This is a genomic window from Ruegeria sp. CDSB029 (assembly GCF_059611125.1).
Map to the genome: position 1 here is coordinate 417026 of NZ_JBXWOX010000001.1, position 15577 is coordinate 432602.

15 protein-coding genes are annotated in these 15577 nt (G+C 56.6%); 14 read left to right on the top strand and 1 reads right to left on the bottom strand.

Going from position 1 to position 15577, the window contains the following annotated elements; genetic code table 11:
* The first annotated feature begins 4 nt into the window (after window positions 1-4).
* The 9 genes from rseP (at window position 5) to AC2FI8_RS02095 (ending at window position 8512) form a co-directional block, all read left to right on the top strand.
* Window positions 5-1357: an RIP metalloprotease RseP gene (gene rseP, locus AC2FI8_RS02055; protein WP_496776779.1), complete on the top strand. Its 1353-nt coding sequence runs from the start codon at window positions 5-7 to the stop codon at window positions 1355-1357.
* Window positions 1358-1447: 90 nt separating this feature from the next.
* Window positions 1448-1576, top strand: coding sequence for a hypothetical protein (locus tag AC2FI8_RS02060; protein ID WP_282151161.1), 129 nt, complete (start codon window positions 1448-1450; stop codon window positions 1574-1576).
* Window positions 1577-1699: 123 nt separating this feature from the next.
* A complete protein-coding gene (gene bamA, locus AC2FI8_RS02065) occupies window positions 1700-4060 on the top strand; it encodes an outer membrane protein assembly factor BamA (RefSeq protein WP_496765001.1) in 2361 nt (786 codons plus the stop codon).
* Window positions 4061-4067: 7 nt separating this feature from the next.
* A complete protein-coding gene (locus AC2FI8_RS02070; RefSeq protein ID WP_496776781.1) occupies window positions 4068-4652 on the top strand; it encodes an OmpH/Skp family outer membrane protein in 585 nt (194 codons plus the stop codon).
* 72 nt (window positions 4653-4724) lie between these two features.
* Entirely contained in the window at window positions 4725-5198 is a 474-nt protein-coding gene (gene fabZ, locus AC2FI8_RS02075) for a 3-hydroxyacyl-ACP dehydratase FabZ (protein WP_496722762.1), read from the top strand.
* The gene (gene lpxA / locus AC2FI8_RS02080) at window positions 5195-5980 is read left to right on the top strand and encodes an acyl-ACP--UDP-N-acetylglucosamine O-acyltransferase (RefSeq protein WP_496776783.1); all 786 of its coding nucleotides are present in this window, start codon (window positions 5195-5197) and stop codon (window positions 5978-5980) included. Before fabZ ends, lpxA begins: the two co-directional genes overlap by 4 nt.
* Window positions 5981-5983: 3 nt before the next feature.
* On the top strand, window positions 5984-6778 hold the full coding sequence (locus tag AC2FI8_RS02085) for an LpxI family protein (RefSeq protein ID WP_496704261.1): 795 nt from the start codon (window positions 5984-5986) through the stop codon (window positions 6776-6778).
* Complete coding sequence (gene lpxB / locus AC2FI8_RS02090) at window positions 6778-7944, top strand: lipid-A-disaccharide synthase (RefSeq protein WP_496704260.1); 1167 nt, start codon at window positions 6778-6780, stop codon at window positions 7942-7944. The genes AC2FI8_RS02085 and lpxB overlap by 1 nt, the downstream gene beginning before the upstream one ends.
* Window positions 7937-8512, top strand: a complete 576-nt coding sequence (locus tag AC2FI8_RS02095; RefSeq protein WP_496704259.1) for a hypothetical protein — start codon at window positions 7937-7939, stop codon at window positions 8510-8512. The genes lpxB and AC2FI8_RS02095 overlap by 8 nt, the downstream gene beginning before the upstream one ends.
* Before the next feature lie 10 nt (window positions 8513-8522).
* Here the strand turns inward: AC2FI8_RS02095 and mnmA are convergent, their stop codons facing one another.
* Entirely contained in the window at window positions 8523-9668 is a 1146-nt protein-coding gene (gene mnmA, locus AC2FI8_RS02100; RefSeq protein WP_496776790.1) for a tRNA 2-thiouridine(34) synthase MnmA, read from the bottom strand.
* Window positions 9669-9797: 129 nt separating this feature from the next.
* On the opposite strand from mnmA, the gene sciP reads away from it, so the two are divergent.
* The 5 genes from sciP to AC2FI8_RS02125 all read left to right on the top strand — a co-directional run bounded on the left by sciP (window position 9798) and on the right by AC2FI8_RS02125 (window position 15462).
* Window positions 9798-10076: a CtrA inhibitor SciP gene (gene sciP / locus AC2FI8_RS02105; RefSeq protein WP_496722773.1), complete on the top strand. Its 279-nt coding sequence runs from the start codon at window positions 9798-9800 to the stop codon at window positions 10074-10076.
* Between the two features lie 97 nt (window positions 10077-10173).
* Window positions 10174-10890, top strand: coding sequence for a response regulator transcription factor CtrA (gene ctrA, locus AC2FI8_RS02110; RefSeq protein ID WP_496776792.1), 717 nt, complete (start codon window positions 10174-10176; stop codon window positions 10888-10890).
* 124 nt (window positions 10891-11014) lie between these two features.
* Window positions 11015-13141, top strand: coding sequence for an NAD-dependent DNA ligase LigA (gene ligA / locus AC2FI8_RS02115; protein WP_496776794.1), 2127 nt, complete (start codon window positions 11015-11017; stop codon window positions 13139-13141).
* Window positions 13138-15228 (top strand): ATP-dependent DNA helicase RecG, encoded by a 2091-nt coding sequence (recG, locus tag AC2FI8_RS02120; RefSeq protein ID WP_496776914.1) that lies wholly within the window; start codon window positions 13138-13140, stop codon window positions 15226-15228. Before ligA ends, recG begins: the two co-directional genes overlap by 4 nt.
* A gap of 111 nt (window positions 15229-15339) precedes the next feature.
* Window positions 15340-15462: a hypothetical protein gene (locus AC2FI8_RS02125; RefSeq protein ID WP_496720389.1), complete on the top strand. Its 123-nt coding sequence runs from the start codon at window positions 15340-15342 to the stop codon at window positions 15460-15462.
* Window positions 15463-15577: the final 115 nt, after the last annotated feature.

Below are 15577 nucleotides of genomic sequence, written 5' to 3' on the forward strand. Positions count from 1 at the left end.
AATTTTGGACGTACTTTCTCTGATCCCTCAGTTCGGCAATTTGCTGTATACGATCATTGCCTTTGTCATCGCACTTTCGGTGATCGTGGCGGTGCACGAGTACGGCCACTACATTGTTGGACGCTGGTCCGGTATTCATGCCGAGGTGTTCTCGGTCGGGTTTGGCCCGGTTCTTTGGAGCCGCATCGACAAGCGCGGCACGCGGTGGCAGATCGCCGCGCTGCCTTTTGGTGGGTATGTCAAATTCCTGGGCGACGCGAACGCGGCGTCGGGCAAAGACGAAACGGCGATGGAGGAAATTTCCGAGCAAAGCCCGGAAGATCTGCGTCGCACCATGCATGGGGCACCTCTTTGGGCCCGGGCGGCCACGGTTGCCGCAGGTCCGGTTTTCAATTTCATCATGTCGATCCTGGTGTTTGGTTTGATTTTCCTGACCCAGGGCGTGACCAAAGATCCACTGACAGTTGGGACCTTGCACCCTTTGCCCGGCACTGTTCAGCAATTGCAGGACGGTGACGAAATCGTCGCCATTGGCGGCGTTGCGGTGCCCGATTTCGACGAGGAGGGCGCATGGACAGACTTTGTTGACGCGCTGCCGGTGGAACCTGTTCTGGATTATACGGTCATCCGCGATGATCAGACCATGGATGTGACGGGCCCCTGGCTGTTTCCGCCACTGATCCAGCAGGTTAGCCCGCGCAGTGCGGCCATGGATATCGACCTTCAGCGCGGTGATGTCATCACTTCGGTCAACGGAGACCCAATTTATGCTTTCGATCAGTTGAAAGAGCATGTCGAAGGGTCCGACGGGAAAGTTCTGCTCTTGAATGTCTGGCGCGACGGGGCCGATCTTGAATTCGCCCTTGCCCCGCGCCGCACCGATGAACCACAGGCAGAAGGCGGCTTTGTCACGCATTGGCGCATTGGTATCGTTGGCGGCATGATGCTGGAACCTGCGACTGAATCGGCTGGTGTTCTTGAATCCATTTCGGGCGGCGCACGTCAAACTCTGCGTGTCATAGACGGCTCACTGTCAGGTATCTGGCACATGATTACCGGTGCCATCAGCACCTGCAACATGACCGGCCCGATTGGTATTGCCGAAACTTCGGGGGCGATGGCCAGCCAGGGTGCGCAAAGCTTCATCTTCTTTATTGCTGTGCTGTCTACAGCAGTCGGTTTGCTGAATCTGTTTCCGATCCCGGCCTTGGACGGCGGTCATCTGGTGTTTTATGCCTATGAAGCTGTAACTGGCAAACCGCCAAGCGATGGCGCGCTGAAGATTTTGATGGGGGTAGGGGTCTCCTTGATCCTCGGCTTGATGATCTTCGCACTGACCAACGATCTGTTTTGCTGATTATGGCCTTATGCGCCAACAAAAGCCGCAATTTCGCCTCAATCCGCAGATAATTTTATCGCGTCTCAATTTTATGTGGCAGATGCTCAAATGACCAAGGCACTTCGAAAATCGTATCAAAGCTTTAGCTTCCTGTTCATGTTGAACTGGGACTTTTTGCTGTTTTTCGGTGCGACTGCGCTCGCCATCGGCGGCTGGACTTTCTTGGCCAACATGTGATTCTTACCAAAAATTGAACATGATTAGCAGCGGCCCACTGGGCCGCTTTGTGTTTTCGTCTTTTGACAAGGAAACCTAATCTCGCTACTCAACAATAAAGTCCTAAAATTCGGGTAGAAAAAAATGACTGATAGGCGAGGCGCAGGCACATCCTGCGGGGGGCAGAAGCCAGCAAACAATATTTTGTGGCAGACGCTACGTATTTTTTCTTTTGTTTTTGTAGCAAGCTTTACCTTCCTGCCGGAGGTTGCGCGCGCGCAAAGCTACACTATCAATTCGTTCGATGTTGAGGGTAACAGGCGGATCGAAAGTTCGACAATCATTGCCCGGACTGGAATCCAACCCGGCCAGACAGTGACCGCCGGACAGTTAAACGATGCGTTTCAGCGTTTGCTTGACAGTGGTGTTTTTGAGACAGTTGAACTGACGCCGCGTGGAAGCACTCTGGTGATCGAGGTCGAGGAATATCCGACGATCAACCAGATCAGCATCGAAGGCAATCGTCGCGTAAAGGACGATGTTCTGCTTGAGGCGATCAATTCTCAGCCCCGCCGGGTTTTCACTCCACAGCTTGCTGAAGCCGACGCGGATCAGATCGCCGAAATCTATTCCGCGCAGGGCCGCGTTTCCGCGACCGTCATCCCGCGCATCATTCGCCGCAGCGACAACCGCGTCGATCTTGTCTTTGAAATTGCCGAGGGCACCACGATCGAGGTCGAGCGTGTTAGCTTTGTCGGCAACCGGGCATATTCGGATCGCCGCTTGCGCCGAGTTCTTGAGACTAAGCAAGCCAACATTCTGCGCACGTTCCTGCGCGGCGACACGTTTATCGCTGACCGAATCGAATTTGATAAACAGGTCATCCGCGACTTTTATCTGTCGCGCGGATACGTCGATTTCCGTGTGAACAGCGCAAACGTCGAATTTACCCGCGAACGTGACGCCTTCTTTCTGGTGATGAACATCACCGAAGGGCAAAAATTTTCGTTCGGTAAGATCTCGACCGTCAGTGAAATTCCCGGGGTGGACCCTGCCGCATATCAAGCAGCGTTAAAAATCCGTCCAGGTGTGACCTATTCCCCGTCGCTGATCGAAAGCTCGATCGCCCGCCAGGAACGGTTGGGTTTGAAACAGGGTGTTGATTTCCTGCGGGTCGAACCGCGGGTCACGCGCAATCCTCGTGATCTGACGCTGGATGTTCAGTTTGTTCTGACCAGAGGTCCGCGGATCTTTGTTGAACGTATCGACATCGAAGGCAACACAACGACACTTGACCGCGTGATCCGCCGTCAGTTCGATACGGTCGAAGGTGATCCGTTCAACCCGCGTGAAATCCGCCAGAGTGCCGAACGTATCCGTGCCCTTGGATTCTTTGCCGTGGCAGATGTTGAGCCGCGCGAAGGCTCCACGCCCAGCCAGGTGATTGTGGATGTGGACGTCGAAGAACAGCCCACCGGCTCGTTAAGCCTTGGTGGTAGCTACTCGATTTCAGACGGTTTCGGGATTGCAATTGGCCTGAACGAATCCAACTTCCTGGGTCGCGGTCAAAACCTTGGGTTGACCCTTTCGACGGCGCAGGATTCCGAGCAATACATCATTAACTTCACCGAACCATATTTGCTGGGTCGCCGGTTGCAGTTCGATCTCGGTCTTGGTCTGGCATCGACGAATTCGAGTTTTGCAAGCTACGATACCAAGCGCGTCTTCTTCGAGCCGCAGCTGAGCTACGCAATCAGCGAATTGTCTTCGCTCCGTCTCCGCTATGGATGGAACCGCAGCGAGATGACGCAGCAGGACGATGAAGTGAACGGTGCTGTTATCGCTTCGGAAATCGAGCAGGGCAAGCGGACATCCAGCACGCTGGGCGTATCCTACCTCTATGATAGCCGTCGCGGTGGTTTGAACCCGAATGCGGGCGTTTTGTTTGAGGTAGGCGTTGATGCAGCCGGTCTTGGCGGCGACAACGAGTTCTACAAGACCACAGCGCGCGGCATCGCGCAGACACGTGTCCTGAACGAGGAAGTTGTTCTGCGGGCATCGATGGAAGTAGGTGCCCTGCATTGGCAGGGCGACGACTTCAGCCGCGTGATCGACCGCTTCTTGATTGGTCCGAACACGTTCCGTGGCTTTGAACCCGCGGGTCTGGGTCCGCGTGACCTGTCGAACGGTCAGGACGATGCGATCGGTGGTAACTATTACTGGGTTGCCCGCTTTGAATCAGACTTCCCTCTTGGCCTGCCCGAAGAACTTGGTCTGCGCGGCGGTGTGTTCTACGATGTTGGTAACGTCTACAACATCAACAACGTGAACACTGCCGGTGCCGACATCGTGGGCGCGGACGGGTCTGTCCGCCACGTGATCGGTGTGTCGGTCCTGTGGGAAACGCCTTTTGGCCCTCTGCGGTTCAACTTCTCGAAAGCTTTGAAGAAAGAAGACTTCGACAAGGAACAGAACTTTGACCTGACCGTTCAGGCGCGGTTCTGATCGCCAGATGCTGAACTTGATAAAATTAACTGCACAGGGCCCATTTCGGGCCCTGTGCGTTTTTCTGGCGCTGGCCTGCGTGTCGACCGCTCAGGCGCAGCAATTGGGTGTTCCTCAGGCGAATGTTCTGACCCTGTCCAGCGACCGGTTGTTTTCCGAGTCGCAATTCGGTCGACGCGTCATGCGCGAGATCGAAACCGAAGGCGCATTGCTGGCAGACGAGAATGAACGAATTGTCGCTGAGCTGAGCAAGGAAGAAAAAGACCTGACCGAAAAGCGCGCAGAACTGCCAACCGAACAATTTCGCCCGCTGGCCGAGGCGTTTGACAACAAGGTTCAGTCGCACCGTGAAGGCCAGCGCGCCAAACTGGACGCCCTTGCACGCCGAAGCGAGGAAGCCAGGCAGACCTTTCTGGTTCTGGCGCAACCGATCCTTATCGAGCTGTTGCGCGAATCCGGGGCGTCGGTCGTTATCGAACGTTCCAATGTCTTTCTCAGCTCGGACCGAACCGATGTGACGGACACGGCGATTGCGCGGATCAATGAACAGATTGGCGATGGCAGCCAACTTGAAGACGAAAGCAAAGAATAGGTTTGCTTGCCCTTGAGGCGCGGTGTTGCTAACCACGCGTCAAAGAGAAATCCACAACGGGACGACTGCACTATGACCACGGAAACCAAAAGCGCAGACATTCAGCTGATCCAGCGGATATTGCCCCACCGCTATCCGTTTCTGCTGGTCGACAAGGTCGTCGATATCTCGGGCTATCAATCGGCGGTTGGCATCAAGAACGTCACCATGAACGAGCCGCATTTCCAGGGGCATTTTCCGGGAACCCCGATCATGCCGGGTGTAACCATTGTCGAGGCGATGGCACAGACCGCAGGGGTCATGCTGGGCGTGGGCATGGATGTGATCGACAGTGAGCTGTTGATCTATTTCATGAACATCGACAAATGCAAATTCCGTCGCAAGGTGATCCCGGGTGACGTGCTTGAAATGCATGTCGAAACGGTCCGCGGCAAAAAAGGCGGCAAGATCTTCAAATTTGCCGGTCGCGCCACAGTCGATGGCGAGGTCGCGGCCGAGGCCGAGTTTTCGGCCTATGTCGACTGGGATATGGAAAAGACCACATGAGCGGCATCCATCCAAGCGCAATCATCGAAGACGGCGCGCAGATTGGTGAAGGCTGCGTCGTAGGTCCGTTTTGCTATGTGGGTCCCCAAGTCAAGTTGGCCGATCGGGTTGAGCTGAAGTCTCATGTTGTCGTGACCGGCGATACTTCGGTTGGTGAAGAGACCGTGATCTTCAACTTTTCGGTCATCGGAGAGATCCCGCAGGATCTGAAGTTCGGCGGTGAAAACACGAGCCTTGAGATCGGTAAACGCAACCGGATTCGCGAACATGTCACGGTGAATACCGGGACCGATGGTGGCGGCGGTGTCACGCGGATTGGGGATGATTGTCTGCTGATGGCGGGCGTGCATGTGGCCCACGATGTCCAGATCGGCAATCGGGTGATCATGGTGAACCATGCCGGCGCTGCGGGTCATTGCATCATTGAGGATGACGTGATTGTCGGTGGTATCTCTGGATTGCACCAGTGGGTCCGCGTTGGGCGCGGCGCGATCATCGGCGCGTTGACCATGGTTCCGAATGACGTGATCCCATATGGCCTGGTTCAGGCGCCGCGTGGCGAACTTGACGGCCTGAACCTCGTCGGCCTCAAACGCCGCGGTGTCTCACGCGACGATATTGCCGCTTTGCGGGCGGCCTTCCGCGAACTGTCTACTGGCGATGGCACGTTCATGGAGCGGGCACATCGGGTCGGCGCGGATAACGAAAGCGAATACGTTCAGCGGATCGTCGATTTCGTGACCGGACATTCGGATCGGTCTTTCCTGACACCGGGGAAATAAACCATGCTGGCGTTGATTGCGGGAACAGGCGTTTTGCCGGGTGAAGTGGTCGCGCAGTTGCCCGACCGCCCGGTGATCTGTGCGATGGAGGGCTTCGGCCCGGATACTCTGACCCCGGACGTCGAGTTTCCATTGGAGCAGGTTGGAAGCTTTATCGCCGACATCAAGGCGCGGGGTGTGACCCAAATCTGTATGGCAGGTGCGGTGGGTCGCCCGCCCATTGATCCTGCAAGGATCGACGCGGCAACAATGCCTTTGGTCCCAATCCTGCAACAAGCCATCATGTCTGGCGATGATGCGGCGCTGCGTGCGGTCATCGGCATTTTTGAGGATGCAGGTCTGGAGGTTAAGGCAGCCCACGAAATCGCGCCCAACCTTCTTCCGAAACTTGGGTGTCTGACGCAGGCGCAACCGTCCGAAGCTGATCTGGCTGATGCCGACCGCGCCTCGGGCATCGTGCGGGCGATGGGGGTTGCGGATGTGGGGCAGGCCTGCGTGGTCTCAAAACGGCAGGCGCTGGCGATTGAGGGTATCTTCGGCACTGCATGGATGTTGCAGTCTCTGACTCAGCGCCCCGATGCGGGCGGCGGCGTATTGTTCAAAGCCCCGAAACCGGATCAGGACGTTCGTGCAGATCTGCCGGCGATTGGGCCCGATACCGTGTCTGGCGCAGTTGCGGCGGGGCTGTCGGGAATTGTGATCGAAAAGGGCGGCGTCCTTGTACTTGAGAAAGACCGCGTGATTGCGGAATGTGACCGACTGGGCCTGTTTTTGTATGTCCGCGAGCGGACGAACTGATGCGGGTTTTCGTCGTCGCCGGTGAACCTTCGGGGGACCGGCTTGGCGGGGCTTTGATGGAAGGCCTGCGCGCACTTGTACCCGGAGTTGAATTTCAGGGCGTTGGCGGCCCGCTGATGAAGGCACAAGGGTTGGACAGCCTGTTTCCTATGTCCGAACTGTCGGTCATGGGCTTGGTTGAAGTTCTTCCCAAGTTTTTTCACCTCAAACGTCGGATTTCTGAGACAGCGCAGGCTGTTCTGGATAGCAATCCAGATGTTCTGATCACCATCGACAGTCCGGATTTTTCGCTGCGTGTTGCCAAGCTGGTCAAAGCGCAAAGTACTATCCGCACGGTTCACTATGTCGCCCCCAGCGTCTGGGCCTGGCGTCCCGGGCGTGCGGACAAGATGGCCAAGGTCATCGATCATGTGTTGGCGCTGTTGCCGTTCGAGCCGCCTTATATGCAGCGCGCGGGGATGGAATGTGACTTTGTCGGGCACCCGGTGGTCAGCGAACCAGCGGCGACCGAACAAGACATTCAGGCTTTTCGCGAGGCCTACGGTCTAGGCCAAGCGCCCATTGTTCTGGCCTTGCCCGGTTCGCGGCGGGGTGAGGTGGATCGTCTGGCTCCGGTCTTTGGTCAGGCGTTAATCGAGTTTGTGAAACAGCGCCCCGACACGCGCGTGGTCGTACCAGCCGTGGCCCATATGGTTGATGCGGTCACTGAGCATGTTCAGGACTGGCCAGGGTCGCCCGTCGTAGTTGATCCGCGGGACTTGCCCTCGGACCAGGCGCAGGCGCAGAAAAGGGCGGCTTTTGCTGCAGCCGACCTTGCATTGGCGGCGTCTGGGACAGTTTCATTGGAACTGGCGGCACAGGCCACGCCAATGGTGATAGCCTACAATCTGAACTGGCTGACGACTCTGATCGCAAAGCGCATGGTTAATCTTGACACGGCGACCCTTGTCAATCTGGTGTCTGAAACACGCGCGGTTCCCGAATGCCTGCTGGATGATTGCGAACCGAATAAGATTGCCACGGCATTGTCGGACGTTGCCACCAGTCCGGATGCGCAGCGCAGCGCGATGGATGTGACCATGGACCGTCTGGGGCGCAGTGGTGAGGCACCGGGTCTGCGCGCCGCCCGAGCGGTTTTGAACAGGCTGCCCAATCGCCATGATTGAACACATCCTGTTCGCATTTTCCGCTGCGATCGTGACCATATCAACTAACCTGGACAATCTGGTCATCCTGTTTGGCCTGATCATGGTCATGGAGACACGCCGAGCCGTCTTTGGCTTTGCCGCGGCGCAAATGATAATTCTGAGCCTGTCGCTTGTGATTGCCAGCGGGCTGGATCACAGCCGGTTTCTGAATTGGGTCGGTTATCTTGGGATTATCCCGTTGTCTCTGGGCCTTTATGGCATTTGGCAACAACGGAAAGGGTCGGGCGGGCGTCAACTGCCCGATACTGGGGCCATTACCTCGGTCGTCGCGCTGTTTTTGACGCTATCGATTGATACGCTTGCGGCTATGACTCCGCTGTTCGCGGATTCGACGCCAGCGTTTCGGTTGACGGCCTTGATCGGGGCCGGGTGCGCACTGGCGACGTTAATCGGGATTGCAAGTTGGGGCGCACCACGCGCTCAGGTTTTAGGTCCGCGTTTTGCCCGCCTTGACAGGATTGCACCTTACATCATGGTGGCAGTCGGACTGTATATTCTGGTGAACAGCCCGACAGACGTCTTGTGATCGGGGTTCCTCAGTAGCCGCGCCAGATCCAGCCGCCGCCGTATATGCGGCTGCTTTCATTGGAATAGAACACACAGGCCTGACCGGGCGAAATGCCTTCCTCAGGTGTCAGCAATTCGACTTCGGCAGTCGTTTCCGACAGAGGTCGGACAATCGCCTCACGCGGCGGGCGGGTCGACCGCACCTTGACCGACAGATGCCATTCTTCGCGCGACGTAAAAGGTTCATCCCCCAGCCAGTTGATCTCGCGCACCGGAACGGTCCGGGTCGCCAGCAGCTCTTTCGGGCCAACCACAACCTGCTTTTTGTCTACGTCCAGCTTCACCACATACAAAGGCTCGCTCAGCCCCCCGATACCCAGACCACGGCGCTGACCGATGGTGTAGTGGATGACGCCATTATGCTGCGCCAGCACCCGACCGTCGGAATGTACGATCTCACCTGGTTCCGCCGCACCGGGGCGCAGCTTTTCGATCACGCTGGCATAGTTGCCATCGGGCACAAAGCAGATGTCCTGACTGTCGGGCTTGTCCGCCACCGACAGCCCGTATTGCGCGGCCATCTCTCGGGTCGCGTCCTTCGAGGGCAAGTGGCCCAGAGGAAATCGCAGAAAGTCCAACTGCTCAGGCGTGGTGGAAAACAGGAAATAAGATTGATCCCGGTTCGCATCCTCGGCGCTGTGCAGCTCTGGCCCGTTCGCGCCCATCTTGCGCTGGATATAGTGACCAGTCGCCATGCAGTCGGCTTCAAGGTCCTTGGCGGTTTCCAGGAGGTCCTTGAACTTCACGCGTTCGTTGCAACGGATGCATGGTACAGGGGTTGCACCAGCCAGATAACTGTCGGCGAATTCGTCGATCACGGCATCTTTGAAGATGTTCTCGTAATCCAGAACATAATGCGGAAAACCGCGTTCCTCTGCCACACGCCGCGCGTCATGGATATCAATCCCCGCGCAGCATGCGCCTTTCTTGGCCAAGGCCGCGCCGTGATCATACAGCTGCAGCGTCACGCCAACCACGTCATAACCCTGATCAGCCAAATATGCAGCGACAACCGAACTGTCCACGCCACCGGACATGGCAACAACCACCCGTGTTTCCGACGGGGGTTTGGCAAAGCCAAGCGAGTTCAGCGGTGTCTCGGTATCGAGGGCCATGACGATTCCAGTGCGGGTTAAGAAAGACCGGCAGAATATAGGAAAATTCTACACACTCTCAAGGGGCGGTTTCACCCGGCATTAAGTAGGCTGTCGGCAGCTTTGTCGCAGCTGAAAAAGGGTCAAGAGATGTATTTGCACAAAGTCGAAGGGCCAAGGTCCGTAACCCTGCCGGATGGAACGGTTTTATCGCGTAGCGATCTACCACCTGCAGAGACGACCAGATGGGTCGCATCGCGCAAGGTGGTTGTGGTGCGCGGCGTTCTTTACGGGCTGATTTCGTTGTCAGACGCCAAGAAGCGGTATGGGCTTAGCGATGAAGAGTTCAATTCCTGGGTTTCTGCAGTCGCTGAGCACGGAACAGACGCTTTGAAAGTCACGGCCTTAAAAAAATATCGACAACTTTAAGATGAATGTGAATAAATGATTCAACGGTAACGTCAGATTAACCATTTTTGATCAGGCTCATTATGAAATTGGTAAGTTGACTAAATTGGAGCAGTAAATGCGTATACTTCTTGTCGAGGATGATCCGACCACATCGAAAAGCATCGAATTGATGCTGACGCATGCCAATCTAAACGTTTATGCGACGGACCTGGGCGAGGAAGGCATCGATCTTGCCAAGTTGTACGACTATGACCTGATCCTTCTGGATCTGAATCTGCCAGACATGAACGGGCACGAAGTGCTGAGACAGCTGCGCATCGCGCGTGTTGAAACCCCCATCTTGATCCTGTCGGGCGCTGACGATACCGAAAGCAAGATCAAAGGTTTCGGCTTTGGCGCCGACGACTATATGACCAAACCGTTCCACCGCGAGGAACTGGTCGCTCGTATTCACGCGATCATTCGGCGGTCCAAAGGGCACTCGCAATCTGTCATTCATACGGGCCGCGTCGCGGTAAATCTGGACGATAAAACGGTTGAGGTCGAAGGCAAAGCCGTTCATCTGACCGGCAAGGAATACCAGATGCTGGAATTGCTGAGCCTGCGGAAGGGTACAACGCTGACCAAAGAGATGTTCCTGAACCATCTCTATGGAGGTATGGACGAGCCCGAATTGAAAATTATCGACGTTTTTATCTGCAAACTTCGCAAGAAACTCAGCAATGCGACCGGCGGCGAAAACTATATCGAAACTGTTTGGGGCAGGGGCTATGTTCTGCGCGATCCGCAAAGCAACAGTTTAGACGAACGTCGGATCGCTGTTGGAGCCTGACCTAAAATGAAATCCGGTCGCCGTTGGTCCAGGGCGACCCCCTCACTCATGGTACAGCACATCTGGACCTAGCCATCGCCTCGCCCTATCACTGGGTTCAAAGACTATGTGACAGGGCGAGGCCATGAGCGACTCAATTGCGGTAACAGAGCTGACTGAAGATCAAGCACGTGCCGAGCTGGCGCGGCTCGCGGAATTGATTGCGCGGGCCAACACGCTGTATCACGCCGAGGACGCCCCCGAGATCTCGGATGCGGACTACGATGCGCTAAAGCGGCGAAACGCGGACATCGAGGCGCGTTTTCCGGAGTTGAAGCGGTCCGACAGCCCCACAGATCAAGTGGGCGCAAGACCGGCGGAGGGATTTTCAAAACTCGTACATGCCGTCAGAATGATGTCGTTGGGCAATGCGTTCAACGATGAGGACGTTGCTGATTTTGACAGGTCAATCCGCAAATATCTGGGATTGAGCGACACGGCCGAGCTGGGTTTTACTGCTGAACCCAAGATTGACGGTCTGTCCCTATCGCTAAGATATGAACAGGGGAAGCTCGTGCAGGCGGCAACCCGAGGCGACGGCGAGATTGGTGAAAACGTGACTTCGAACGCGCGGACGATCTCGGACATTCCGCACAGCGTCCAAAACGCTCCGGATGTTCTGGAAGTACGCGGTGAAGTTTACATGTCGCATGAAGACTTCGATAAGCTGAACTCGCGACAGACGGAGTTGGGCGAAAAGGTATTTTCAAATCCACGAAACGCTGCCGCAGGGTCGTTGAGGCAGCTTGACGCGAAAATCACACGATCCCGTCCGCTGCGGTTTTTCGCTTATGCCTGGGGTGAGTTGTCGGCCCCTTTGGCCGATACACAAATGGGTGCCATCGAACGGTTGGCGGAATTCGGTTTCTCAACCAACCCACTGACAGCATTGTGCGAAACAACAGATCAGTTGATCGGACATTACCGCAGAATCGAAGCCCAACGCGCCACTCTTGGCTATGACATCGACGGCGTTGTCTACAAGGTGAACGACTTGGCGCTGCAGGCCCGGTTGGGGTTCAGGTCCACGACCCCAAGATGGGCCATTGCGCATAAGTTTCCCGCTGAACTTGCATGGACAAGGCTGGAAGCCATCGACATTCAGGTGGGTCGAACGGGTGCGCTCAGCCCCGTTGCCCGGCTGCACCCGGTAACTGTTGGTGGCGTCGTCGTGTCCAATGCCACGCTGCATAACGAGGATTATGTCGCCGGTCGCGATGCAAAGGGCGGTACGATCCGGGATGGGAAGGACATTAGGGTCGGCGACTGGGTGCAGGTTTATCGCGCGGGCGACGTGATCCCCAAAGTGGCGGATGTCGACATTTCGAAACGTCCAGATGGCGCGCAACCTTATGATTTTCCCACAACCTGTCCGGAATGCGGCAGTGATGCGGTTCGGGAAGAAGGCGATGCCGTTAGACGCTGCACCGGTGGGATTATTTGCCCGGCGCAGGCTGTTGAAAAATTGAAACATTTCGTATCTCGGAAAGCGTTCGATATCGAAGGGTTGGGCGCCAAGCAGATTGAAATGTTTTACGATGACCCGGACTTGCCAATCAAAACCCCGGTGGACATCTTCACACTGCAGACCAGAGATGCGGCCAATCTCAACAAGCTCGCCAACCGCAAGGGTTGGGGCGCGCAAAGTGCCGGGAACCTTTGGGCTGCAATTGATGAAAAACGTCAAATCCCATTCGGACGCCTTCTTTTTGCATTGGGCATTCGACATGTCGGAGAGGCCGCATCGAATCTGATCGCGAACCACTATGGCGCCTGGACAGAATTTGAGCGCGCCGTCACCGCAGCCGCTGATTTCGAAGGTCCTGAGTGGGATGAGCTTTTGGGTATTGATGGCGTAGGTGACGTCATGACGCGCGCGTTGGTTTCCGCATTTGCTCAGGACGCAGAACGCGCCAGCATCGACGCATTGGTCACGCAATTGGACGTGCAGGACGCCAAACGACCCGACACATCGGGCAGTCCGGTGGCTGGCAAGACGGTTGTCTTCACGGGGTCACTTGAAAAGATGACCCGTGCCGAAGCCAAAGCCCGGGCCGAAGCGCTGGGGGCCAAGGTCTCTGGTTCGGTCAGCAAGAAGACCGATTTGCTGGTGGCCGGCCCTGGTGCTGGTTCAAAAGCCAAGAAAGCAGCAGAGCTTGGGATCGAAACCCTGGACGAAGATGAATGGCTGCACCTGATCGGTACCGCATGAGTGGCCGTCCTGAGATCCTGTTTCCCCTGTTTGCGGGGCTGGAGACGCTGGAGGGCGTTGGCCCCAAGACTGCGCAGACAATGGTGCAGGCGGCGATCGAGTCGCCGCGCGATGTGTTGTTTGGCTTACCGTATGCTGTCGTTGATCGTAGGCGGCGCGACACAATCCAGGGGTCTGATCTGCCAACGACATTGACTGTTGAGGTCACGGTCGGCACTCACAGGCCGTCGCGAAACAAGGGCGGGGCTTACCGCGTTCACGTCGAAGACACGCAGATCGAGTTTCAGTTGGTCTTTTTCCACGCACGTGGAGATTTTTTGAATAAAGTTTTGCCGCAAGGCAGTCGTCGTGTGATCTCTGGCAAGCTCGAACTGTTCGACGGCATGGCGCAGATGGTCCATCCAGATCACATGCTGCCCGTGGAAAGCGCGGATGACATACCAGAATTTGAACCGGTCTATCACCTGACACAGGGCATCACCCAAAAAACGGCGTACAAGGCGGCACGTAGCGCATTGGCCCGCGCGCCACAGCTGGCTGAGTGGATTGACCCTGCGCAAGTGTCAAAACAGGGCTGGGCGGATTGGGCGACGGCTGTATCCGCGGCGCATAACCCACAGGGGGCGGATGACGTGGCCGCGCACGCGCCAGCCCGGGAACGCCTTGCCTATGACGAACTGTTTGCCCATCAGGTGACGCTGGCTCTGGCGCGACAGCGCGAGCGTAAGGCTCGGGGCATCGTGAGCGTCGGCACTGGTGCTCTGCAAGCTAAAGTTCTTGCTAATCTGCCTTACAAACCCACCGGGGCCCAGACACGTGCGATCAAGGAAATAACTGCCGACATGGGCTCAGACTCGCGGATGAACCGATTGCTGCAAGGCGATGTGGGTGCAGGGAAAACTCTGGTCGCCTTCATGGCACTTCTGGTCGCGGTCGAGGCTGGTGGGCAGGGTGTTATGATGGCCCCGACCGAGATCCTCGCTAGGCAGCATCTGGAAGGCCTGCGCCCGCTTGCCGAAGAAGCCGGGGTGGTTCTGGAAATCCTGACTGGGCGGGACAAGGGCGCTGAACGGCGTGCAAAGCTGGCCGCTCTGAAACAGGGTAACATTCACATCCTTGTCGGCACCCATGCAGTGTTTCAGAGCGATGTTGAATTTCATGCCCTGCGACTGGCCATTGTGGATGAACAGCACCGGTTCGGGGTGCGGCAACGGATGGAGTTGTCGGAAAAAGGGCAGGGCGCGGATGTTCTGGTGATGACCGCCACCCCGATCCCCCGCAGTTTGGCGCTTGCGCAATACGGGGACATGGACGTCTCTGTTCTGGATGAAAAGCCACCAGGACGGAAACCGATCAAAACGGCGATTATTAGTACCGAGCGTATGGATGACGTCGTAGCGCATTTACGTCGGGCCATCGATGAAGGACGTCAGTGCTATTGGGTCTGTCCGCTGGTCGACGAATCCGAGGTCTCGGACCTGACAGCTGCCGAAGAGCGGTTCAAACGGCTGCGGGCGGTGCTGGGCGAAGGCACAGTCGGGCTGGTCCATGGCCAAATGCCCGCTGCCGAAAAGGACGCCGCGATGGCTGCGTTTCAGAAAGGGCACACAAAGGTTCTGGTCGCAACGACTGTGATCGAGGTCGGAGTGAATGTACCCAACGCCTCGATCATGGTAATCGAACGGGCCGAAATATTCGGTTTGGCGCAGTTACACCAGCTGCGTGGCCGCGTTGGACGGGGCGAGGCGGATTCGACCTGCTTGCTCATGTATCAACCACCGCTAAGCGAGGGCGGGCGGAAGCGGCTGGAGGTTTTGCGAGAGACGGAAGACGGATTCCGGATATCCGAGACCGATTTGCAGATGCGCGGCGCAGGGGATCTGATTGGCACGGCTCAATCCGGGCTACCAAAGTTCCGGATCGCTGATCTGGAGCGTCAGGCCGGATTGATGGCTGTTGCGCAGACGGATGCACGAAACCTGTTGTCCAAAGACCCGAACTTGACCACCGAACGCGGGCAAGCTGTCCGTGTTCTGCTGTGGCTCATGAAACAGGATCAGGCAATCCGTTTAATTTCAGTGGGTTAGCAATATCGTTCCGTAAAGTTCACAAATGTTCTCAAAAAGTTCTTTACCGACTCGGTAAAATATGAGAACAAAAGGTCAACAAAGGATTAAAACAAGACCGGAGGTGAGACCATGCTGACCCAGATCAAGACCGCCATAAGCCGTTCGCATTCCACGCTATTGCAGGATGCGGCAGGTGCGGTGTCATTGGTGGTGATGCTGGTGGTTGCCCTTCACCTTCCCGGAACGTTCTGACCCTTTCTGCCTGCGATCTCGTGCCGAAAACACCGTGCTGTCGTCCCCATTTCAGTCAAGGGTGACCTGCCTGTCCCAATTCCCTTGAAAGGGCCATGCCTCGGCCCTGCGCGGA